The organism is Mesorhizobium sp. ES1-4 (assembly GCF_020164745.1).
Taxonomy (GTDB): Bacteria; Pseudomonadota; Alphaproteobacteria; order Rhizobiales; family Rhizobiaceae; genus Mesorhizobium.
Window position 1 is genome coordinate 132,846 of the sequence record NZ_JAIUGV010000012.1, and the last position, 16,415, is coordinate 149,260.

Here is a 16,415-nt window from a genome sequence, read left to right on the forward strand (position 1 = left end):
TGTTGAACACCTCGGTTCAATCCAGGCCGTGCCCGGAAAACATGCGGTCGGCGGCCCTGGAGAACATCCGCGCGTATGCGACGATCTGCGCGTCCGTAGGGTGATCGGATGTTTCGACGCCGATGATGCGATGTTCGGATTGCGGGCAATGGGTCCGAATATATTTTGCCAATTCATCCTTCGCTGAACCGGGCCCGAGGATCAGCCATTCCTTCGCCGGCTGCAGGGCAATGACGATGTCATGGTAGTAGGACTGGTTTCCGGTGGTGCGTTTGCCGTCCACCGTTCCAGCCTTGTTATGCGTCTGATGGTGCGGGAGCGTGGTGGAGAGCTTCTCGCTGTCGACGCTCTCGCGATCGAAAAAGAATAGTTTTGCCTCGCGATGGTCCAGCCAAGCGACGGCATGTTGAGTTTCCATGTCCAGGAATCCTTCGGCTTGCGATTGCGCGATGGGCGCTCTGAGCTGCAAGGATAATCCGAAAGCGAGCCCGGTCTTTGATCACGATCAAGATGAGGGCGGCGCATTCGTCGCGCGGACAGCTTGCCGATCCGCATCCGGTTGGGCGCTTGGGAACGCGATCGTCGCGAACCGCATCTGGCGGCCGCTAAAGTGATTCAAATCAAAGCGCCGCTCGGCCCCTTCCATCACAATGACCTGATGTGGAATCCGATCGCAAGCGCGCCGTATGGCCGTAGCCTGGAACTGGCCGTCATCGATGACGACGGCCTGCACACGCTTGTATTTCCTTGTGAAAGAGGCCGGGAAGGCTGGAACGACGCAAGCACCGGTTTGCGCGTCGACATTCGTCCGACCCATTGGCGTGACTGGAGGCCGGGAGACAAGCAAGCCGGCTCACTTCCTTTTTCGCCTTAGTGCTTGGTCTCGGCGATCAATGCCATACGCACCAGATGCGACAGGCTGCCGGCGCCCATTTTGCTCATGACGTTCGCGCGATGGATTTCGACCGTTCGCGGACTGATGCCAAGATCATAGGCGATCGTCTTGTTCGGCAGGCCCGAGACCAGACCATCCAGGACCTGCCGCTCGCGCTCCGAAAGCGCGGATAGGCTCTTGTGGATTTCCGAGGCTCGTGGATGGGCGAGTGCCGCATGGCTGCGATTGTCGAGAGCCAGGCGGATTGCATCAATGAGAATCTGGTCGTCGAACGGCTTCTCGATGAAATCGGCCGCTCCCTCCTTCATCGCCTGAACAGCCAACGCCACGTCCGCGTGGCCCGTCATGACAATCACCGGGACAGTCTGTCCGCGGGCCCTGAGCTGCCGCAGAAACTCGATGCCGTCGATGCCCGGCATGCGCACATCGGTAAGGATGCAGCCGTCGATTTCCCCCGTCGAGGTCGCCAAAAAAGCTGTTGCCGACTCGTGCAGGCGGACAGCAAAGTCCGCCGTTCCGAGGAGAAAGCCCAGCGATTTGCGAACGTCGACGTCGTCGTCGACCACGTGCACGACATCATTGTCTGCCATTCGCGACCTCGTCCTTCTCGACATTGCGCAGGGTGAACCGAAAGGCGGTTCCACCACCAGGCAATGCATCAGCCCAGATATGACCGCCGTGCGATTCGACGATAGTGCGGCAAATGGACAGGCCCACACCCATACCCTGTTTCTTGGTGGTGACAAACGGCTGGAAAAGTTGCGCCGAAATCTCTGGCGCCAGGCCCGGGCCGGTGTCTTCCACACTGACCTCCGCCATTCCGTCCGCCCGTGCCCTGGTAACCACCCGCAATTCCCGGCGTGGCGCTCCATGCATGGCCTCCACCGCGTTGCGCATCAGATTGAGCAGAACCTGCTGGACCTGGATACGGTCGGTCAAAACGAGTTCAGCCGCAGGATCAAGCTCATAGCTGACGCGCACGTCGGCTTCCCCAGCGCCCACCAGTGCAAGGGACGAGGCTTCCTCGATGATTGCCGTCAAACGCTCCACCTGGCGCTCGCTTTCGCCGCGCGCGACGAAGTCTCGAAGATGGCGGATGACATCTCCGGCTCTCAAGGCCTGCTCTGCTGCTCTTTCCACGGCGTCGCGCAACATGACGGCGTTGTCATCCTTGCTCCTTTCAAGAAGCCGGCGACTGCCCTTGAGGTAATTCGTGATGGCTGTCAGCGGCTGGTTGATCTCATGCGCCAGCGTCGACGCCATCTCGCCCAGCGCGGTGAAGCGGGCCATATGGAGGAGTTCCTGCTGCTGCTCCTGAATTCTGGCTTCAGACCTGTGGCGTTCGGTCAGGTCGCGACAGAAGCCTGTGAAGAATCGGCCGGTTCCCGGATGCATCTCGCCGACCGCGAGCTCCATTGGAAACGTCGACCCATCCTTGCGCATGCCGGTCACGGTTCGGCCCAGACCGATGATCCGGCGCTCCCCGGTGCCCAGATACCGGTTCAAGTAACCGTCATGCTCCTCGCGGTAGGGTGACGGCATGAGAATGCTGACATTCGCGCCCATCACTTCACCGGACGTGTAGCCGAACAGCGCCTCGGCCGCCGCGCTGAAGGATTGAATACGCCCCTGCTCGTCGATGACCACCATGGCATCGGGTACGGTCGCCAGAATTGACCGGAGATGGTCCTCGCGCAACTGCAGGGCAGCGTTGGCGAAGGAAAGCTCGCTGACATCTGTGCCTTGGACAAAGATCGCGGTCATGCGGCCGTCGTCGGCCTTGATCGGCTGATAAACGAAGTCGAGGATGCGCTGCTCCGTCGTTCCATCTTCAGCGTTGCGGAGGACGACCTGAACACCGCGTCCGACATAGGGCTCACCTGTCTCGCTGACCTGATCGAGCCGTTCGAAGAAGCCCTGGCCCTCAAGCTCGGGCAAAGCCTCCCGCACCGACTTTCCAATGACCTGCCGCTGACCGATCAGGCGTTGATAGGCGGCATTGGTCAACTGGAAGACATGCCCGGGTTCGCTCAGCAAGGTCATGAAACCAGGAGCCTGGTCGAACATCAGGGCGAGAAGCTCGTGCTCCGCGGCGGCACCGTTCCGTCCCCCGGGCGCGCGAGCCGAAGGCACTGCCGCCGTATCGCGGCCCGATGAGACTGGCGCCTTATTGCTCACATGCAGTCCTTGAACCTGACAACCGGCAACACCGGCTGATGTAGCACTCATCGCCGCGCACGCATACCGGCCCGCGCACGTCATGACGAGCCACCGCCGTGACAAGCAGACAGCGCCCTTTGACCCGCATCAAGGCGCCGGAGGGCCGACGATGCAATTGACGAGACGTGCAAGGTCTTTGAGCCCAAGGAGTTCTCATGTCTTACAAGTCCATTGTCGTCAATCTTGCCGTGGACTCGGATCCCGCGCCCATCGTGCAACTCGCGGTGGACCTTGCCGAACGCTTCGAGGCCCGTCTGATCGGCCTGGCGGCGGCGGATGTGCCGCCGCTCGTCTCAACCGGCGAGGGCCTGGTCTATGAAGGCGAGGTGATGCTGATCGAGAGAACCGAAATCGAAAAGCGCCTTGCCGAACTGCGCGGCGAATTCGAGCGTCTGGTTCCATCCACGGTCAGCAGCGAATGGATGCAGCAGGTCTGCAGTCCAAACCGCCTGCTCGGTCTTGCCGCCAACGCATGCGACCTGATCGTGACCGGAGGCGACGAAGGCGAAAATGTCTTCCGCGCCGTCGATATCGGAAGCCTGGCGCTCGGCAGCGGCCGGCCAGTTCTGGTAGCAGCCAGCAATTTCGAGCATGTCCTGGCAAAGACCGTCCTCGTCGCCTGGAAGGATACAAGGGAGGCGCGCAGGGCAATCGCCGATGCCTTGCCCTTCCTGTCGCAGGCCAACGAGGTCGTTGTCGCCACGATGGATGGCAATCCCGACGACAGTGTTCGCAACGGCCTCGCCGATGTAGCGGTCTATCTCGGACGCCACGGCGTCATGGCGAGGACCGAAATACTTTCGGGCGAGGCTGAGGCAGAGAGGCTGCTGGTTTTCGCGCGCGCGATCCACGCGGATCTGATCGTCTCCGGCGCCTACGGACACAGCCGATTGCGCGAATGGGCGTTCGGCGGCATGACCCGGACGCTTGTGCGGGAGAGCGGCATCAGCCGTCTGATGTCGTACTGAGGTGGTCATGTCGATCGGCAAAGTCGACTTGGCGCAACACGCGCTCCTCCGGGCAAGCGAGACGGAGTCGGCTCGCCGCTCGCCCGGCGCCCTCGACGCCTACTGGTCGGTTGAAACAGAGCAACTGTTGAGACAACTGAACACGTCCAAAACCGGGCTCCTGAGCGGGGAAGCGGCGGCCCGGTGCGCGAAATTCGGCCGGAACACGCTTTCGGCAGGCTCCAGGCAATCAGCCGTGAGGATTTTTGCCAGCCAGTTCCGCAGCCCGCTGGTCCTGATCCTGATTTTTGCCGCCGCCGTGTCGGGCTTCGTCGGCGAAGGCCACGAAGCCGCGATCATCGGGATCATTGTGCTGGCAAGCTGCATCCTGAGCTTCACGCAGGAATATGGCGCGTCTCGCGCGATGGCGGCGCTGCAGCAGCGGATCTCCCGCAAGGCCAACGTGTTGAGAGACGGCGTCGAACGAGCGGTAGACGCTCAGGATATCGTTGCCGGCGACGTGGTTTGCCTTTCGGCCGGGAATCTCATTCCAGTCGATGGCGTCATCCTGGAATCGCAAGACTTCAATGTCAGCGAAGCGGTGCTGACAGGCGAGACTTTTCCGGTTTTGAAATCGCCTGGACGCTCCGCGCCGGGTGCTGGAATCGCCCAGCGGGCCAACGCGGTCTTTACAGGCACTTCGGTCCGCAGCGGCACGGCAAGAGTGCTTGCCGTCGCCACGGCCACGAGCACCGAGTTCGCGGCGATCGCCAGCGCTCTTGAACGCCGCATCCCCGAAACCGGGTTTGCTCGCGGCATCAGGCAGTTCGGCTACCTGATGACCGAGATCATGCTGGCTATCGTGATCGTGGTCTTCTTCGCAAACCTGATGCTCGCAAGACCGCTGATCGAATCGCTCCTGTTTTCGCTGGCATTGGCGGTCGGCCTGACGCCCGAACTGTTGCCTGCAATCATCAGCGTCACGTTGGCGAGAGGCGCCCGGACCATGGCGGCGAACGGCGTCATCGTGCGCCGCCTCGATGCCATCGAGAATCTTGGCAGCATGGACCTGCTTTGCACGGACAAGACAGGAACGCTGACCGAGGGCGTCATTCACCTCGACGGCTGGCTCGACGTGGAAGGCAACGCGTCAGACAAGGTCCTGCTATGGGCGCATCTCAACGCAACCCTGCAGACCGGGCTGAAAAACCCGCTGGACGAGGCTGTTGCCGGTGCTCCGCTCGGAGATGTCGTGCTGACCGGCTTTACCAAGGTCGACGAGATCCCCTACGACTTCATTCGCAAGCGGCTGTCGGTCGTTGTGCTCGACGACGGCGGCGAGCAGCTTTTGATCAGCAAGGGCGCCGTGCAGAACATCCTTGAGGTCTGCGATCGCGTTTTAGGCGCCGACGGCACCCCAAGCGCATTGGGCGCGCCGCAACGATTGGCAATCGATGACAGGTTTCGCCGCTGGAGTGCGCAGGGATACCGTGTGCTCGGCCTTGCGATCCGGCGGTTCGAAGGGCATTCGAAATTCAGCAGGGCCGACGAAGCCGCGCTCGCCTTTGCCGGCTTTCTGCTTTTCCTCGACCCGCCGAAGATGGGTGTGAGGGAAACGCTGGCGGAACTCGCTCACCGCGGAATCGCGGTAAAAGTCATCTCGGGCGATAACCGCTATATCGCCGCGCATCTGGCGGAAGCGGTCGGTCTTCGCGCCGACAGGATCATGACCGGCGAGGACCTGTCGAACACGACGAAAAACGGCCTCTTCGCCAGTGTGGGGAAAATCGATCTGTTCGTGGAGATCGATCCGAACCAGAAAGAGCGCATCGTCGAAGCGTTTCGCAGAAACGGCCATGTCGTCGGCTATCTCGGCGACGGCATCAACGACGCGCCCGCGCTTCACGAGGCCGACATAGGCATATCCGTTGACACCGCCGTTGACGTCGCGCGGGAGGCCGCTGACATCATCCTGCTCAAGCAGGATCTTGGGGTCGTGGTGCGCGGCGTCGATGACGGTCGCAGGACCTTCGCCAACACGATGAAATACATCTCGATCACGACCAGCGCCAATTTCGGCAACATGATCAGCATGGCCGCTGCCTCCCTGTTCCTGCCCTTCCTGCCGCTTTTGGCAAAACAGATACTGCTCAACAATTTCCTTTCCGACATTCCGGCCCTCGCCATTGCCAGCGACAATGTCGATGCGGATCAGCTGCGGCGTCCGCGCCACTGGGATATCCATTTCGTCCGCAGATTCATGATCGGCTTTGGCCTCGTCAGCTCGCTGTTCGACTTCGCGACCTTCGCCTTTCTTCTGTTTGTCATGCATGCGACCGTGACCACATTCCAGACCGGCTGGTTTGTCGAATCCCTGTTGACCGAGCTTTCCATCCTGCTCGTCATACGGACACAGAAGGCGTTCTGGGTAAGTCGCCCGAGCCTGCTGCTTGCCGGGTTGACGCTCGGAATTGGCCTCGTCGCCGTCACCCTTGCCTATACCCCAGTCGCTCCATGGTTCGGGTTCGTGCCGCTGCCGCTGCCTGTGCTGGCAGGGCTGGTTGCGATCACAGCTCTCTATGTCGTCGCTTCCGAGTTCACCAAGCGCTGGCTGTTTGGCAGGGGTAGCCGCGCCGGTACCCGCCGCCCGAAGGCTTGAAAGACGTCGCGGGCGGGTGGCTGATCGGGGCGCGTTTGGGTGGAAGCAAGACCCAATGGCTCGGATCTCCGGCGGCGTTCTCGCTGCTAGGGCATGGTGCCGAAAATGGTGAAGCGGTTTTCGGACGACATCATGCGCTGTCTCTTTGATTTCAGGGACGGATACAGATTTCAGGTCCGCTCGACCGAAATTATCCGGCTCTAGGAAACCAGGATGACGGAGAAGGGCTCCGCACAGAAAAGGCTGTCCTTGACTTGCCTGACGCCTGCAACGTTCTCCGCCGCGACGATTGCCGCCTGCCGTTGCCGCTCGTCGACGATCGCGCCTGTCAGCTCGACGACGCCCTCGTCGACGCTCACGCCAATCAGCTCGCCGCCGCTCCATGACTGGCCCTGAAGTTCGGCGAGGATTTCCTTGCGGATCTGCTCGTCATCGGGTGGCGTGGCGGCAGGTTTCATGGTGCGCATCAGGGCGCGCAGCAAATCCGTTCGCGTGATGATGCCGACGATTCTGTCACGATCAACGATCGGCACGTTCTTGATGTCATGTTGCACCATCAGATCGACAATCTCTGCCAGCGTGGCGCCTGGAGACGCCGAAACGACGTCCATGGTCATCACCTCGTGGATGAACCGCCCGTTGGCGCGCACGTAGTCGTCGGCGATCTTGCCGGGGCCTAGCAGAAACTGCAGCCAGCGCGGACGAACGCGCTGTGTGCCAAGTTCTTCCCGGCGCAGGAAGTCGCCTTCGCTGACGATACCGGCCAAGGTGCCGTCGCTGTGCGTTACCGGCAGGCAACTGACTTTTCTCGAAAGCATAAGGTTGACTGCTTCGGCCAGCGTGGCGCTCGCATCAATCGTGATGACGGGCTTCGTCATTATGGTTTCGGCTTGCATCCCCACCTCCTGATTCAGACGACAATGGGACATCCGGATCGGCAACGCTTTGATCTGCGTCACTTGCTGCGAGGGGCATTCTCCGCGCTGTCATCGCTGTCGATGAGAATGCGCTCCGCCGCGCCATCGAGATCCTCGTACTGGCCGCTGCGCAACGCCCAGAGGAAGCCCGCCAGACCGATCGCGCCAAGAAGCAGTGCTGCCGGGATGAGGTAAAGGAGGCCGGCCATCAGGATTGGGCCAGCACGCCGGTGCTCGCGGGTCCACCTTGCGACGCGCTTTCGAGCGACAGAGCCCTTGCGAAGCGTTGAAGCCGCATGGCGTTCCCAATCACCAGCAGCGAGGAGGCGGACATCGCGATCGCCGCAATGAGCGGCGTCACATGGCCGGCTATGGCGATCGGAACGGCGACGGCGTTGTAGACAACGGCGATCGCGAGGTTCTGGCGGATCAGCCGCCCGGCCTTGCGCGAAATGTCGAGAGCGAGCGGCACGGCCAGAAGGCTTTCGCGCAGAAAGACGAAGTCAGCGAGGTTGCGGCCGACATCGGCAGCTGTAGCCGGCGCCATCGAGACGTGGGCGGCGGCCAGCGCCGGCGTGTCATTGAGCCCGTCGCCCACCATCAAAACCTTGTGGCCCGCCCGGGTCAGCGCCTCGACCCATTCGACCTTGCCGGAGGGAAGCAGCGACGGAACGTAGCGCTCGATGCCCAAAGCCCCCGCGACCTCCGCGCAGGCCTTGGCGGTATCGCCCGACAGCATCTCGATCGAGACGCCGCTGTGTCTCAGTTTTGCCAAGGCGAGCCTGGCATCGGCGCGCACGGCGTCCTCGAATGCGAAAGTGGCGGCGATCGTCCCATTCTTCGTCAGGACCGTTCCGCCATAACCGCCATGTTTGCCCTCGCCGCCGGTCCTGGCCTTCCAGCCGGCCCAACCGCGGCGCCCGAGCCGCCAGGTGTTGCCCTCGGTAAGGGCCTCCATGCCGAAGCCTGGGTGCTCGCTGACGGAATCGAGCTTCGGTTGGCCGGAGAAACCGCCAAAACCGGCTATGGCCTTCGAAAATGGATGATGCGAATGCGCGGCCATGTCGGCCGCGATCGCAAGCATGGTCGGGTCTATGGACGAGGCGTTGATCAGCCTCGGCTGCCCGAGGGTGAGTGTTCCGGTCTTGTCAAACAGCGCCGTGTCGATCATGGCGAGCCGCTCCATGGCCGAACCATCCTTGACCATGATACCGGCTTCAAACAGGCGCCGCGCCGCCACCACCTGAACGATCGGCACGGCAAGGCCGAGCGCGCATGGACAGGTGATGATGAGAACCGCGATCGCTATCGTCATGGCCCGGTGCCAGTCGCCCGTCGCGGCCATCCAGCCGAGAAATGTCAGCAAGGCGGCAAGATGGACCACCGGCGCATAGAACGCCGAGACCCGGTCGGCGATCCTGCGGTAGGTCGAGCGGCCGCCCTCGGCGGCTTCCATCAATCGAACCATTTCGGCCAGGAAGGAATCCTTCGCGGCGGCTGTCGCCTCCATCGTCAGCGGACCGGTAAGATTGAGCATGCCGGCCTGAATGTGTGCCCCCAAACCCACGCTTCTGGGGGTGCTCTCACCTGAGACCAGGGAGCAGTCGAGATCCGAGTCGCCGCTGAGGATCGTGCCGTCGACCGGGATCCGTTCTCCAGCCGCGATCAGAAGCCGCATTCCCGGAGCGATCTCGCCGATCGGCAGGTAGTCGCGGGCACTGTCATCGCGCAAAACAACCGCTCCCCGCGCCGCCAGCCGCGAGAGGCCGTTGACGGCGGTCCGCGCGCGCTCGCGCATGACATGGTCCAGCGTGCGACCGATCAGGAGGAAAAACAGCAGCGACACGGATGCGTCGAAGTAGGCATGCTCACCGTGGTTGATCGTCTCGTAGAGGCTCATCGCGTAAGCGAGGGAAACACCGACCGCGATGGGCACGTCCATGTTCATGCGGCCATGGCGCAGGGCGTTCGCTGCCGAACGGAAATAGATTCCGCCGGCAAAGAAGAGCGCAGGGACCGCAATGAGCGCCGAGACCCAGTGAAACAGGTCCCGCGTGGCACCCTGTGCGCCGGACCAGACCGAAACCGACAGCAGCATGATGTTTGCCGCAGCAAACCCGGCGACAGCGACGGCGCGGATCAATCCGGAAAGTGTGTCGTCTTTCCCGAACGTTTCGGGTTCGAAGAGGTTTGCCCGATACCCCGAACGGTCAAGGGTTGCGAACAAGGGTGGCGCTTCGTACCCGTGCCAGCGCACCGATACCCGCTTTGTCGACAGGTTCACGCGCGCGCTCTCCACGTGCTCGAGCTTGCCGAGCGTTGTTTCGATGGTGTGGATGCATGCAGCGCAATGAACCGATGGCACTGACAGGTCGGTCTGGTGGAGGTCGCCGCCGAGCGAGCGGCTGGCCAGTCTGATCTCGGCGCTCGAGGGCGTGACGGCGGCGGTGAGATCCAACGCCATTTCAGCGCCAGGCGCACAGCAACTCACAGGATTGCCCCCTTGGAAATCCTGATCCGGCGAACATCGCGATACGGCTCGGTCAGGCCGGCGTCGGCGTCGATCTCAACAATCCAGACACCGTCCTTTGGAGTATGCTGGGCACTGAATGCCTGCCCCGTGCCCGCCGCCAGAGCGACAACCTTGTCCTCGGCTTCAAAGGCCGGATGGCGGAACAGCACCTTTACCGCGCGCAAGCTTACCGGTTTGCCGGTCGCATCTGCCAACGCGTAGCCGACAAGCCCGTCCGAGATCGTCAACTTGCCTGTCCAGCCGAGTGCCGCCTGCGCACGCCCTTGCTTGGCCTTCTGATTGAATTGCTGGCTGGCGACATAGGTGTTCTCAACAACAAGGCCGGTCCAGCTCGTGTTTGCAAGCGTCGCCATGGTGAGGTTGACGCCGATGACGACGCCGAAGAAGCCAACGATGGTGAGCAGCATGTGCTTGCCGGTAAACTCGCGGGCCTTTTGCGGTTGGGTGCTCACTTGGCGATCTCCGGTGCGTTGAACGTTGCGGTGTATTCGGCCGACTCGACGCCGCCCTGGTCCTTGATCCGGAACTTGAAAGTCTGCGCGATACCCGTGATCTGGCCGGGCGGCTGGCGCACAAAGACCTTGAGCATCTTCAGCCGGTCAGGGTCGGCCACCGTCGTGAAAGACCGTGAAGGGGGCAGATCGACACCGACCGCATTCATCTCGGCCCCAGGCAAGCCTTGCAGGCTGACCTCGATCGTCCTTGGCTCGGGGATCATGTTGAGCAGCTTTACGGTATAGCCGTTGCGTATCGAGCCATCCGACAAGGTGACGAATTGCGGGTTGCGGTCATGCAGGACGTTCAACTCGAGACGTTCGCGCGTCAGCAGCGAATAGAGCAGTGCCAGCCCGATCGCCGACCACGCCCCGAGATAGATGAAGGTGCGCGGCCGGAAGATATTGCGCGGATGGAAGTGTGCCAGGCCGTCGGCGAACGATCCTTCGGCCGTCCTGATCAGTGCTGGGTTTACGGGTGTGGCGCCGCCCGCGGTCGCCAGCGACATGTTGGCGTTGTAGTCTGACAGCGTTGCATAGGCGATCAGCCCGCGCTCCCGGCCGAGCTTGTCCATGACGCCATCGCAGGCGTCGATGCAAAGCGCGCAGGTAATGCACTCCAGCTGCTGCCCGTCGCGGATATCGATCCCCATCGGACAAACCGCCACACAGGCATTGCAGTCGACGCAGTCGCCGGCGAGCTGGCCCGCGGCAACGGCTTTCTTGGCATGGCGCGACCTTGGCTCACCGCGCCAGTCGTTGTACGTCACCGTCAGCGAGCTCTCGTCCAGCATCGCCGCCTGAATGCGCGGCCACGGGCACATATAGGTGCACACCTGTTCGCGCATGAGGCCGCCAAACGTGTACGTGGTCGCCGTCAGCACCAGGATCGTGAGATAGGCGACCGGCGCCGCGGTGCCGCTTGCCACGTTCGCGGCAAGCGTTGGCGCATCGGCGAAATAGAATATCCAGGCGCCGCCGGTTGCGACCGCTATCAGCAGCCAGATGGCGTGCTTCGATATGCGCAGCACGAGCTTGCGGGCGTTCCACGGAGCGGCTTCGAGCTTGATACGGGCATTGCGATCGCCTTCGACGGCGCGCTCGACGACCAGGAACAGGTCGACCCAGACGGTCTGTGGACAGGCGTAGCCGCACCAGGCGCGCCCCACCGTGGATGTTACAAGGAAAAGACCGATGCCTGCCATCATCAGGAGGCCGGCGACGTAATAGAATTCCTGCGGCCAGATCTCGACGAAGAAGAAATAGAAACGGCGGTTCGCGAGGTCGAGCAGCACAGCCTGGTCAGGGGCAAATGGCCCGCGGTTCCATCGTAGCCAGGGGGTCAGATAGTAGATGCCGAGCGTAACCGCCATCACCAGCCATTTGAACTGGCGGAAGCGACCGGAGGCTCGCTTCGGGAAAATCTTCTTGCGCGCCGCATAGAGGGGCTGCCGCGTCCTGGCGGAGTTGACCGCCTCGGCGTCGAGCCGTTCCACCTGCGTCTGATCCAACACGTGCCTTCTCCAATGCCGGCAATGACAACGCCTCGTCGTCGGTCTTGCCGAAAGTCACGGCGCGCCGCGTTGATGCAGGTCAAGTCGAGGAGCGGCAAAACAAATCGAGGCCCGGCATGGCCGGGCCTCGTCGCTTGGATGGCCGAGGGCTTGAGAATGGGCCCCCTTCCTATTCTCCACCTCCAAGCGAATGGACATAGACCGCGAGTTCCTTGACCTTGGTATCTCCAAGGCGCCCGAGCCAAGCCGGCATGACGCCATGCTTGGGCGAGCGGACCTGCTCGGCGATGGCTGTTTCGCCGGGTCCATAAAGCCAGATCGCATCGGTCAGGTTGGGCGCGCCGAATTCCCTGTTTCCCTTGGCGTCGGCGCCATGGCAGGCCGCGCAATTGTCCGCGAAGACCTTGGCGCCGGGGCCGACCAGGCTCCCATCATTGACTTTGCCCGAGAGGCTGGCGACATAGGCGCTCACCTGTGCGATCTGTTCGGGCGTAATGACATCGGCGAAGGCAGGCATTTCCGATTGCCTGGTGTCCGAATCGGATGTGAAGCGGATGCCGTGCGTGATCGTCTGCCGGATTTCGTCGGCCTTGCCTCCCCAAAGCCAGTCGTCGTCGTTGAGGTTGGGAAAGCCCTTTGACCCCTGGGCGCCCGAGCCATGACACTGGACGCAATTGACCTTGAACGTCGCCGCGCCGGCCGCGACCGCGAATTCACGCAACGCGTCGTCCGCTGAAATCTCGGCTACAGTCTTGTCCTGGATCGCGGTGACAAATTTGACTTTTGCTGCTTCCGCGGCAGCCAACTCATGCTTGACCTCGTTGCGGGAGGAATAGCCGAGCACCCCTTTCGTTGCGCCGCTCAACATCGGCCAGGCCGGATAGGCGATGGTGTAAGCGGCCGCCCATGCGATGGTGACGTAGAAGGTTATCACCCACCATCGCGGCAAGGGATTGTTGAGCTCCCTGATTCCGTCCCACTCATGACCGGTCGTCGAGATGCCGGAGACTTCGTCGATATGTTCGTTGCTCATGATCAGTCGTCCTTGAGCGGTATCTGGGCTGCCTCGTCGGCCTGCTTCTTGCCGCCTGGACGGAGAGCGAAGCCAATGCAGCCGACGAAGAACAGCGCCATGGCAAGAAGGCCCCAGCTGTCGGCGAATTCCCGCATCAAATTGTAAGCCATCATCTGTCCCCTCAACGGTAGCCGGCTGCTTCGTCGTAGTTCTTGAAGTCGACAAGCGTGCCGAGCATCTGCAGGTAGGCGACGAGAGCATCCATTTCGGTGACTTGCTGCGGATTGCCGTCCAGATCACCAACCTTGGCCTTCGGATACCGCGCCAGCAGTGCGGTGGTATCGGCATTGGGATCGGCTTGCGCCATGAGATCGGCATTGGCATGCGCAATCATGTCGTCGGAATAGGGCACGCCGACATGCCTGTTGGCGACGAGGTGGGTCGAAAAATCCTTCACCTCGATGGGCGTCTCCTTCAGGAACGCATAGCTCGGCATGATCGACTCCGGCACCACCGAGCGGGGGTCGGTCAGATGCTGGACGTGCCACGTGTTGGAGTAACGGTCGCCGACGCGGGCCAGATCGGGGCCGGTGCGCTTGGATCCCCACTGGAAGGGATGATCGTACATCGACTCGGCCGCCAGGCTGTAATGACCGTAGCGCTCGACCTCGTCGCGGAACGGCCTGATCATCTGGCTGTGGCAGAGATAGCAACCTTCGCGCACGTAGATGTTGCGGCCGGCGAGTTCGAGCGGCGAGTAGGGCCGCATGCCGTCGACCTTCTCGATCGTGTTGTCGAGATAGAAGAGCGGCGCGATCTCGACGATGCCGCCAACCGTCACGACCAGCAGCGAGCCGACGAGAAGCAGTGTGGCGTTCTTCTCAATAATCGCATGTCTGTCAATCAAGCCCATGTCTGGCTCCTTATTCGGCAGGCTGGAGGGCGGGCGCGGAACCTGGCAGCGGCTGTTCCTGGCGCTGGCGGCCACGAATGGTCATGGTGACGTTCCACGCCATCAGCAGGGTCCCGGTGAGATACATCGCACCTCCGACGGCACGCATGATGTAGTAGGGGTGCATAGCGGCGACGGTTTCCGCGAAGGAATAGACGAGGAAGCCCTGCTCGTCGTACTCGCGCCACATCAGGCCCTGCATGATGCCCGACACCCACATGACCGCGGCGTAGACGACGATTCCGAGGGTCGCCAGCCAGAAGTGCCAGGTGACCAGGCGTAGCGAATAGAGCCGCTCACGGTTCCACAGTTTCGGCACCATGTAGTAGATCGCGCCGAACGAAATCATGCCAACCCAACCGAGCGCGCCCGAATGGACATGGCCGATCGTCCAGTCCGTATAGTGCGACAACGAATTGACCGTCTTGATCGACATCATCGGGCCTTCGAATGTCGACATGCCGTAGAAGGCGATGGCCGCGACCATCATGCGGATGATCGGATCGGTGCGGATTTTGTCCCAGGCGCCCGAGAGCGTCATCAGGCCGTTGATCATGCCGCCCCAGGAGGGCATCCAGAGCATGATCGAAAACACCATGCCCAATGTCTGCGCCCAGTCGGGCAGGGCGGTGTAGTGGAGGTGGTGCGGACCGGCCCAGATGTAGAGGAAGATCAGAGCCCAGAAGTGGATGATCGACAGCCGGTAGGAATAGATCGGCCGGTTGGCCTGCTTGGGCACGAAGTAGTACATCATGCCAAGGAAGCCAGCCGTCAGGAAGAAGCCAACGGCGTTGTGGCCGTACCACCATTGCGTCAGGGCGTCCTGGACCCCGGAGAAGGCGGAATAGCTTTTGGAACCGAGGAAGGAGGGCGGCATCGACAGGTTGTTGACCACATGCAGCATCGCGATGGTCACGATGAAGGACAGGTAGAACCAGTTGGCGACATAGATATGCGGCTCCTTGCGCTTCAGGATCGTGCCGAGGAACAGGATGAGATAGGCGACCCAGACGATGGTCAGCCAGATGTCGACATACCATTCGGGCTCGGCGTACTCACGGCTTTCGGTGATGCCGAGCAGGTAGCCGGTCGCGGCCATGACGATGAAGAGCTGGTAGCCCCAGAATACAAACCAGGCCAGATTGCCGCCGAAAAGGCGCGCGCGGCAGGTTCGCTGCACCACATAGAGCGATGTGCAAAGCAGCGCGTTGCCGCCAAAGGCGAAAACCACCCCGGACGTGTGGACCGGGCGCAGGCGGCCGAAATTGAACCATGGCTGGACGTTGAGCTGCGGATAGGCAAGCTGCAGCGCGATGACCACCCCAACCAGCATCCCGACGACGCCCCAGAACACTGTGGCGATCGTGCCATACCGGATCGGCCCATCCATATACGCCGCAGGATCAATCGGCGCCGCCGGCTTGAAATCCGACTTGCGTAGCAAGACGATCGTGAAGCCGGCCAGCACCAGGAACAGCACCCACATGTGCTGGCGGAACGGTTCGTCGACGCCGAAGCCCGCAGCCACGAGCGCCGCGAATGCGAACAGGCTTAGAAAGACGATCTCTGTGCCAAACTTCATCGCAAGTCCCCGATCTCGAATCCCGGCGGACCTCAAATCCGCGCTGCATGAATTCCGCAGGTGCTCTTGGCCCGCCTTGATCCATGTCAAAGCCGGGCGGATTTGGTTTGGGCAGCGTCTCGTGCGGTCCAATCAGGAGCAAGCGATTGAAGAGGAAACTGCAGCGCGTGCCATCGCTCCGCTCCCGTCGCGCACGAACAAGAAAGGTGAGCGGGGTCAGCATCCCGGCGGCGTCGGCCGCCGCGATGATGCGACTGCACGATGAAAAACTGCGCCTGTGCGAAGCACTGGAGAGCATTGCCGACACATTGCCCAACGTCGATCGCTTCAGTTGCCTTGGCACGGCAAACAGGATTGTTCCGCTGCTGCGCGACATTCACCTGTTTGAGGAGGCCGTGATTTTCCCGGTCTATGAGGCTGCGTTGACCGGGGCGGAAGCCTCATTCCAGTCCATCAGTCGCCTCAGGGCCGAACACATAGAGGACGAATGCTTCGCCGATGAGGTTACCGAGCAGCTGCTAGGGATCGGCCACGGTCGCCCGATCGGGAATGCGGAAGCGCTGGGTTTCATGCTGCGCGGATTCTTCGAGAGCTTGCGGCGGCATATCGCGTTCGAGAGGGAGCATGTCCTGCCCCGGATCATTTCGATTGTTGACGCGCATTCTTGAACCGTGACAACGATCTTGG

General features: G+C 61.9%; 16 protein-coding genes. 4 read left to right on the forward strand and 12 right to left on the reverse strand.

The window, feature by feature from the left end; genetic code table 11:
• Positions 1–16 precede the first annotated feature (16 nt).
• Complete coding sequence (locus tag LB556_RS22875) at positions 17–418, reverse strand: translational machinery protein (protein ID WP_224569982.1); 402 nt, start codon at positions 416–418, stop codon at positions 17–19.
• A 123-nt stretch (positions 419–541) separates the two neighbouring features.
• Between LB556_RS22875 and LB556_RS31885 the strand changes: the two genes are divergently transcribed.
• Entirely contained in the window at positions 542–874 is a 333-nt protein-coding gene (locus tag LB556_RS31885) for a hypothetical protein (protein WP_318011305.1), read from the forward strand.
• On the opposite strand, the gene fixJ is transcribed toward LB556_RS31885, so the two are convergent.
• Both fixJ and LB556_RS22890 read right to left on the reverse strand, forming a co-directional pair.
• Positions 871–1,485, reverse strand: coding sequence for a response regulator FixJ (fixJ, locus tag LB556_RS22885; RefSeq protein WP_224569983.1), 615 nt, complete (start codon positions 1,483–1,485; stop codon positions 871–873). The genes LB556_RS31885 and fixJ overlap by 4 nt on opposite strands.
• Positions 1,472–2,962: a PAS domain S-box protein gene (locus LB556_RS22890; protein WP_224569984.1), complete on the reverse strand. Its 1,491-nt coding sequence runs from the start codon at positions 2,960–2,962 to the stop codon at positions 1,472–1,474. The genes fixJ and LB556_RS22890 overlap by 14 nt, the downstream gene beginning before the upstream one ends.
• A 308-nt stretch (positions 2,963–3,270) precedes the next feature.
• On the opposite strand from LB556_RS22890, the gene LB556_RS22895 reads away from it, so the two are divergent.
• Both LB556_RS22895 and mgtA read left to right on the forward strand, forming a co-directional pair.
• Positions 3,271–4,083 carry a universal stress protein gene (locus LB556_RS22895; protein WP_224569985.1) on the forward strand — a complete coding sequence of 271 codons (813 nt, stop codon included), beginning with the start codon at positions 3,271–3,273 and terminating at the stop codon, positions 4,081–4,083.
• A gap of 28 nt (positions 4,084–4,111) precedes the next feature.
• A complete protein-coding gene (gene mgtA / locus LB556_RS22900) occupies positions 4,112–6,721 on the forward strand; it encodes a magnesium-translocating P-type ATPase (protein WP_411908606.1) in 2,610 nt (869 codons plus the stop codon).
• Positions 6,722–6,921: 200 nt separating this feature from the next.
• Here the strand turns inward: mgtA and LB556_RS22905 are convergent, their stop codons facing one another.
• The 9 genes from LB556_RS22905 to ccoN form a co-directional block, all read right to left on the reverse strand.
• The gene (locus LB556_RS22905) at positions 6,922–7,680 is read right to left on the reverse strand and encodes a CBS domain-containing protein (RefSeq protein ID WP_318011306.1); all 759 of its coding nucleotides are present in this window, start codon (positions 7,678–7,680) and stop codon (positions 6,922–6,924) included.
• Positions 7,677–7,847 carry a cbb3-type cytochrome oxidase assembly protein CcoS gene (gene ccoS, locus LB556_RS22910; RefSeq protein ID WP_224569987.1) on the reverse strand — a complete coding sequence of 57 codons (171 nt, stop codon included), beginning with the start codon at positions 7,845–7,847 and terminating at the stop codon, positions 7,677–7,679. The genes LB556_RS22905 and ccoS overlap by 4 nt, the downstream gene beginning before the upstream one ends.
• A complete protein-coding gene (locus LB556_RS22915; RefSeq protein ID WP_224569988.1) occupies positions 7,847–10,129 on the reverse strand; it encodes a cation-translocating P-type ATPase in 2,283 nt (760 codons plus the stop codon). The genes ccoS and LB556_RS22915 overlap by 1 nt, the downstream gene beginning before the upstream one ends.
• Positions 10,126–10,623 (reverse strand): FixH family protein, encoded by a 498-nt coding sequence (locus LB556_RS22920; protein WP_224569989.1) that lies wholly within the window; start codon positions 10,621–10,623, stop codon positions 10,126–10,128. The genes LB556_RS22915 and LB556_RS22920 overlap by 4 nt, the downstream gene beginning before the upstream one ends.
• Entirely contained in the window at positions 10,620–12,179 is a 1,560-nt protein-coding gene (gene ccoG, locus LB556_RS22925; RefSeq protein ID WP_224569990.1) for a cytochrome c oxidase accessory protein CcoG, read from the reverse strand. Before ccoG ends, LB556_RS22920 begins: the two co-directional genes overlap by 4 nt.
• 169 nt (positions 12,180–12,348) lie before the next feature.
• Complete coding sequence (ccoP, locus tag LB556_RS22930) at positions 12,349–13,212, reverse strand: cytochrome-c oxidase, cbb3-type subunit III (protein WP_224569991.1); 864 nt, start codon at positions 13,210–13,212, stop codon at positions 12,349–12,351.
• 2 nt (positions 13,213–13,214) lie between these two features.
• The gene (locus LB556_RS22935; RefSeq protein WP_224570028.1) at positions 13,215–13,364 is read right to left on the reverse strand and encodes a cbb3-type cytochrome c oxidase subunit 3; all 150 of its coding nucleotides are present in this window, start codon (positions 13,362–13,364) and stop codon (positions 13,215–13,217) included.
• 11 nt (positions 13,365–13,375) lie between these two features.
• Positions 13,376–14,107: a cytochrome-c oxidase, cbb3-type subunit II gene (ccoO, locus tag LB556_RS22940; RefSeq protein WP_224569992.1), complete on the reverse strand. Its 732-nt coding sequence runs from the start codon at positions 14,105–14,107 to the stop codon at positions 13,376–13,378.
• 10 nt (positions 14,108–14,117) lie between these two features.
• Positions 14,118–15,728, reverse strand: a complete 1,611-nt coding sequence (ccoN, locus tag LB556_RS22945; protein WP_224569993.1) for a cytochrome-c oxidase, cbb3-type subunit I — start codon at positions 15,726–15,728, stop codon at positions 14,118–14,120.
• 245 nt (positions 15,729–15,973) lie between these two features.
• On the opposite strand from ccoN, the gene LB556_RS22950 reads away from it, so the two are divergent.
• Positions 15,974–16,396: a hemerythrin domain-containing protein gene (locus LB556_RS22950; protein ID WP_224570029.1), complete on the forward strand. Its 423-nt coding sequence runs from the start codon at positions 15,974–15,976 to the stop codon at positions 16,394–16,396.
• Positions 16,397–16,415 lie beyond the last annotated feature (19 nt).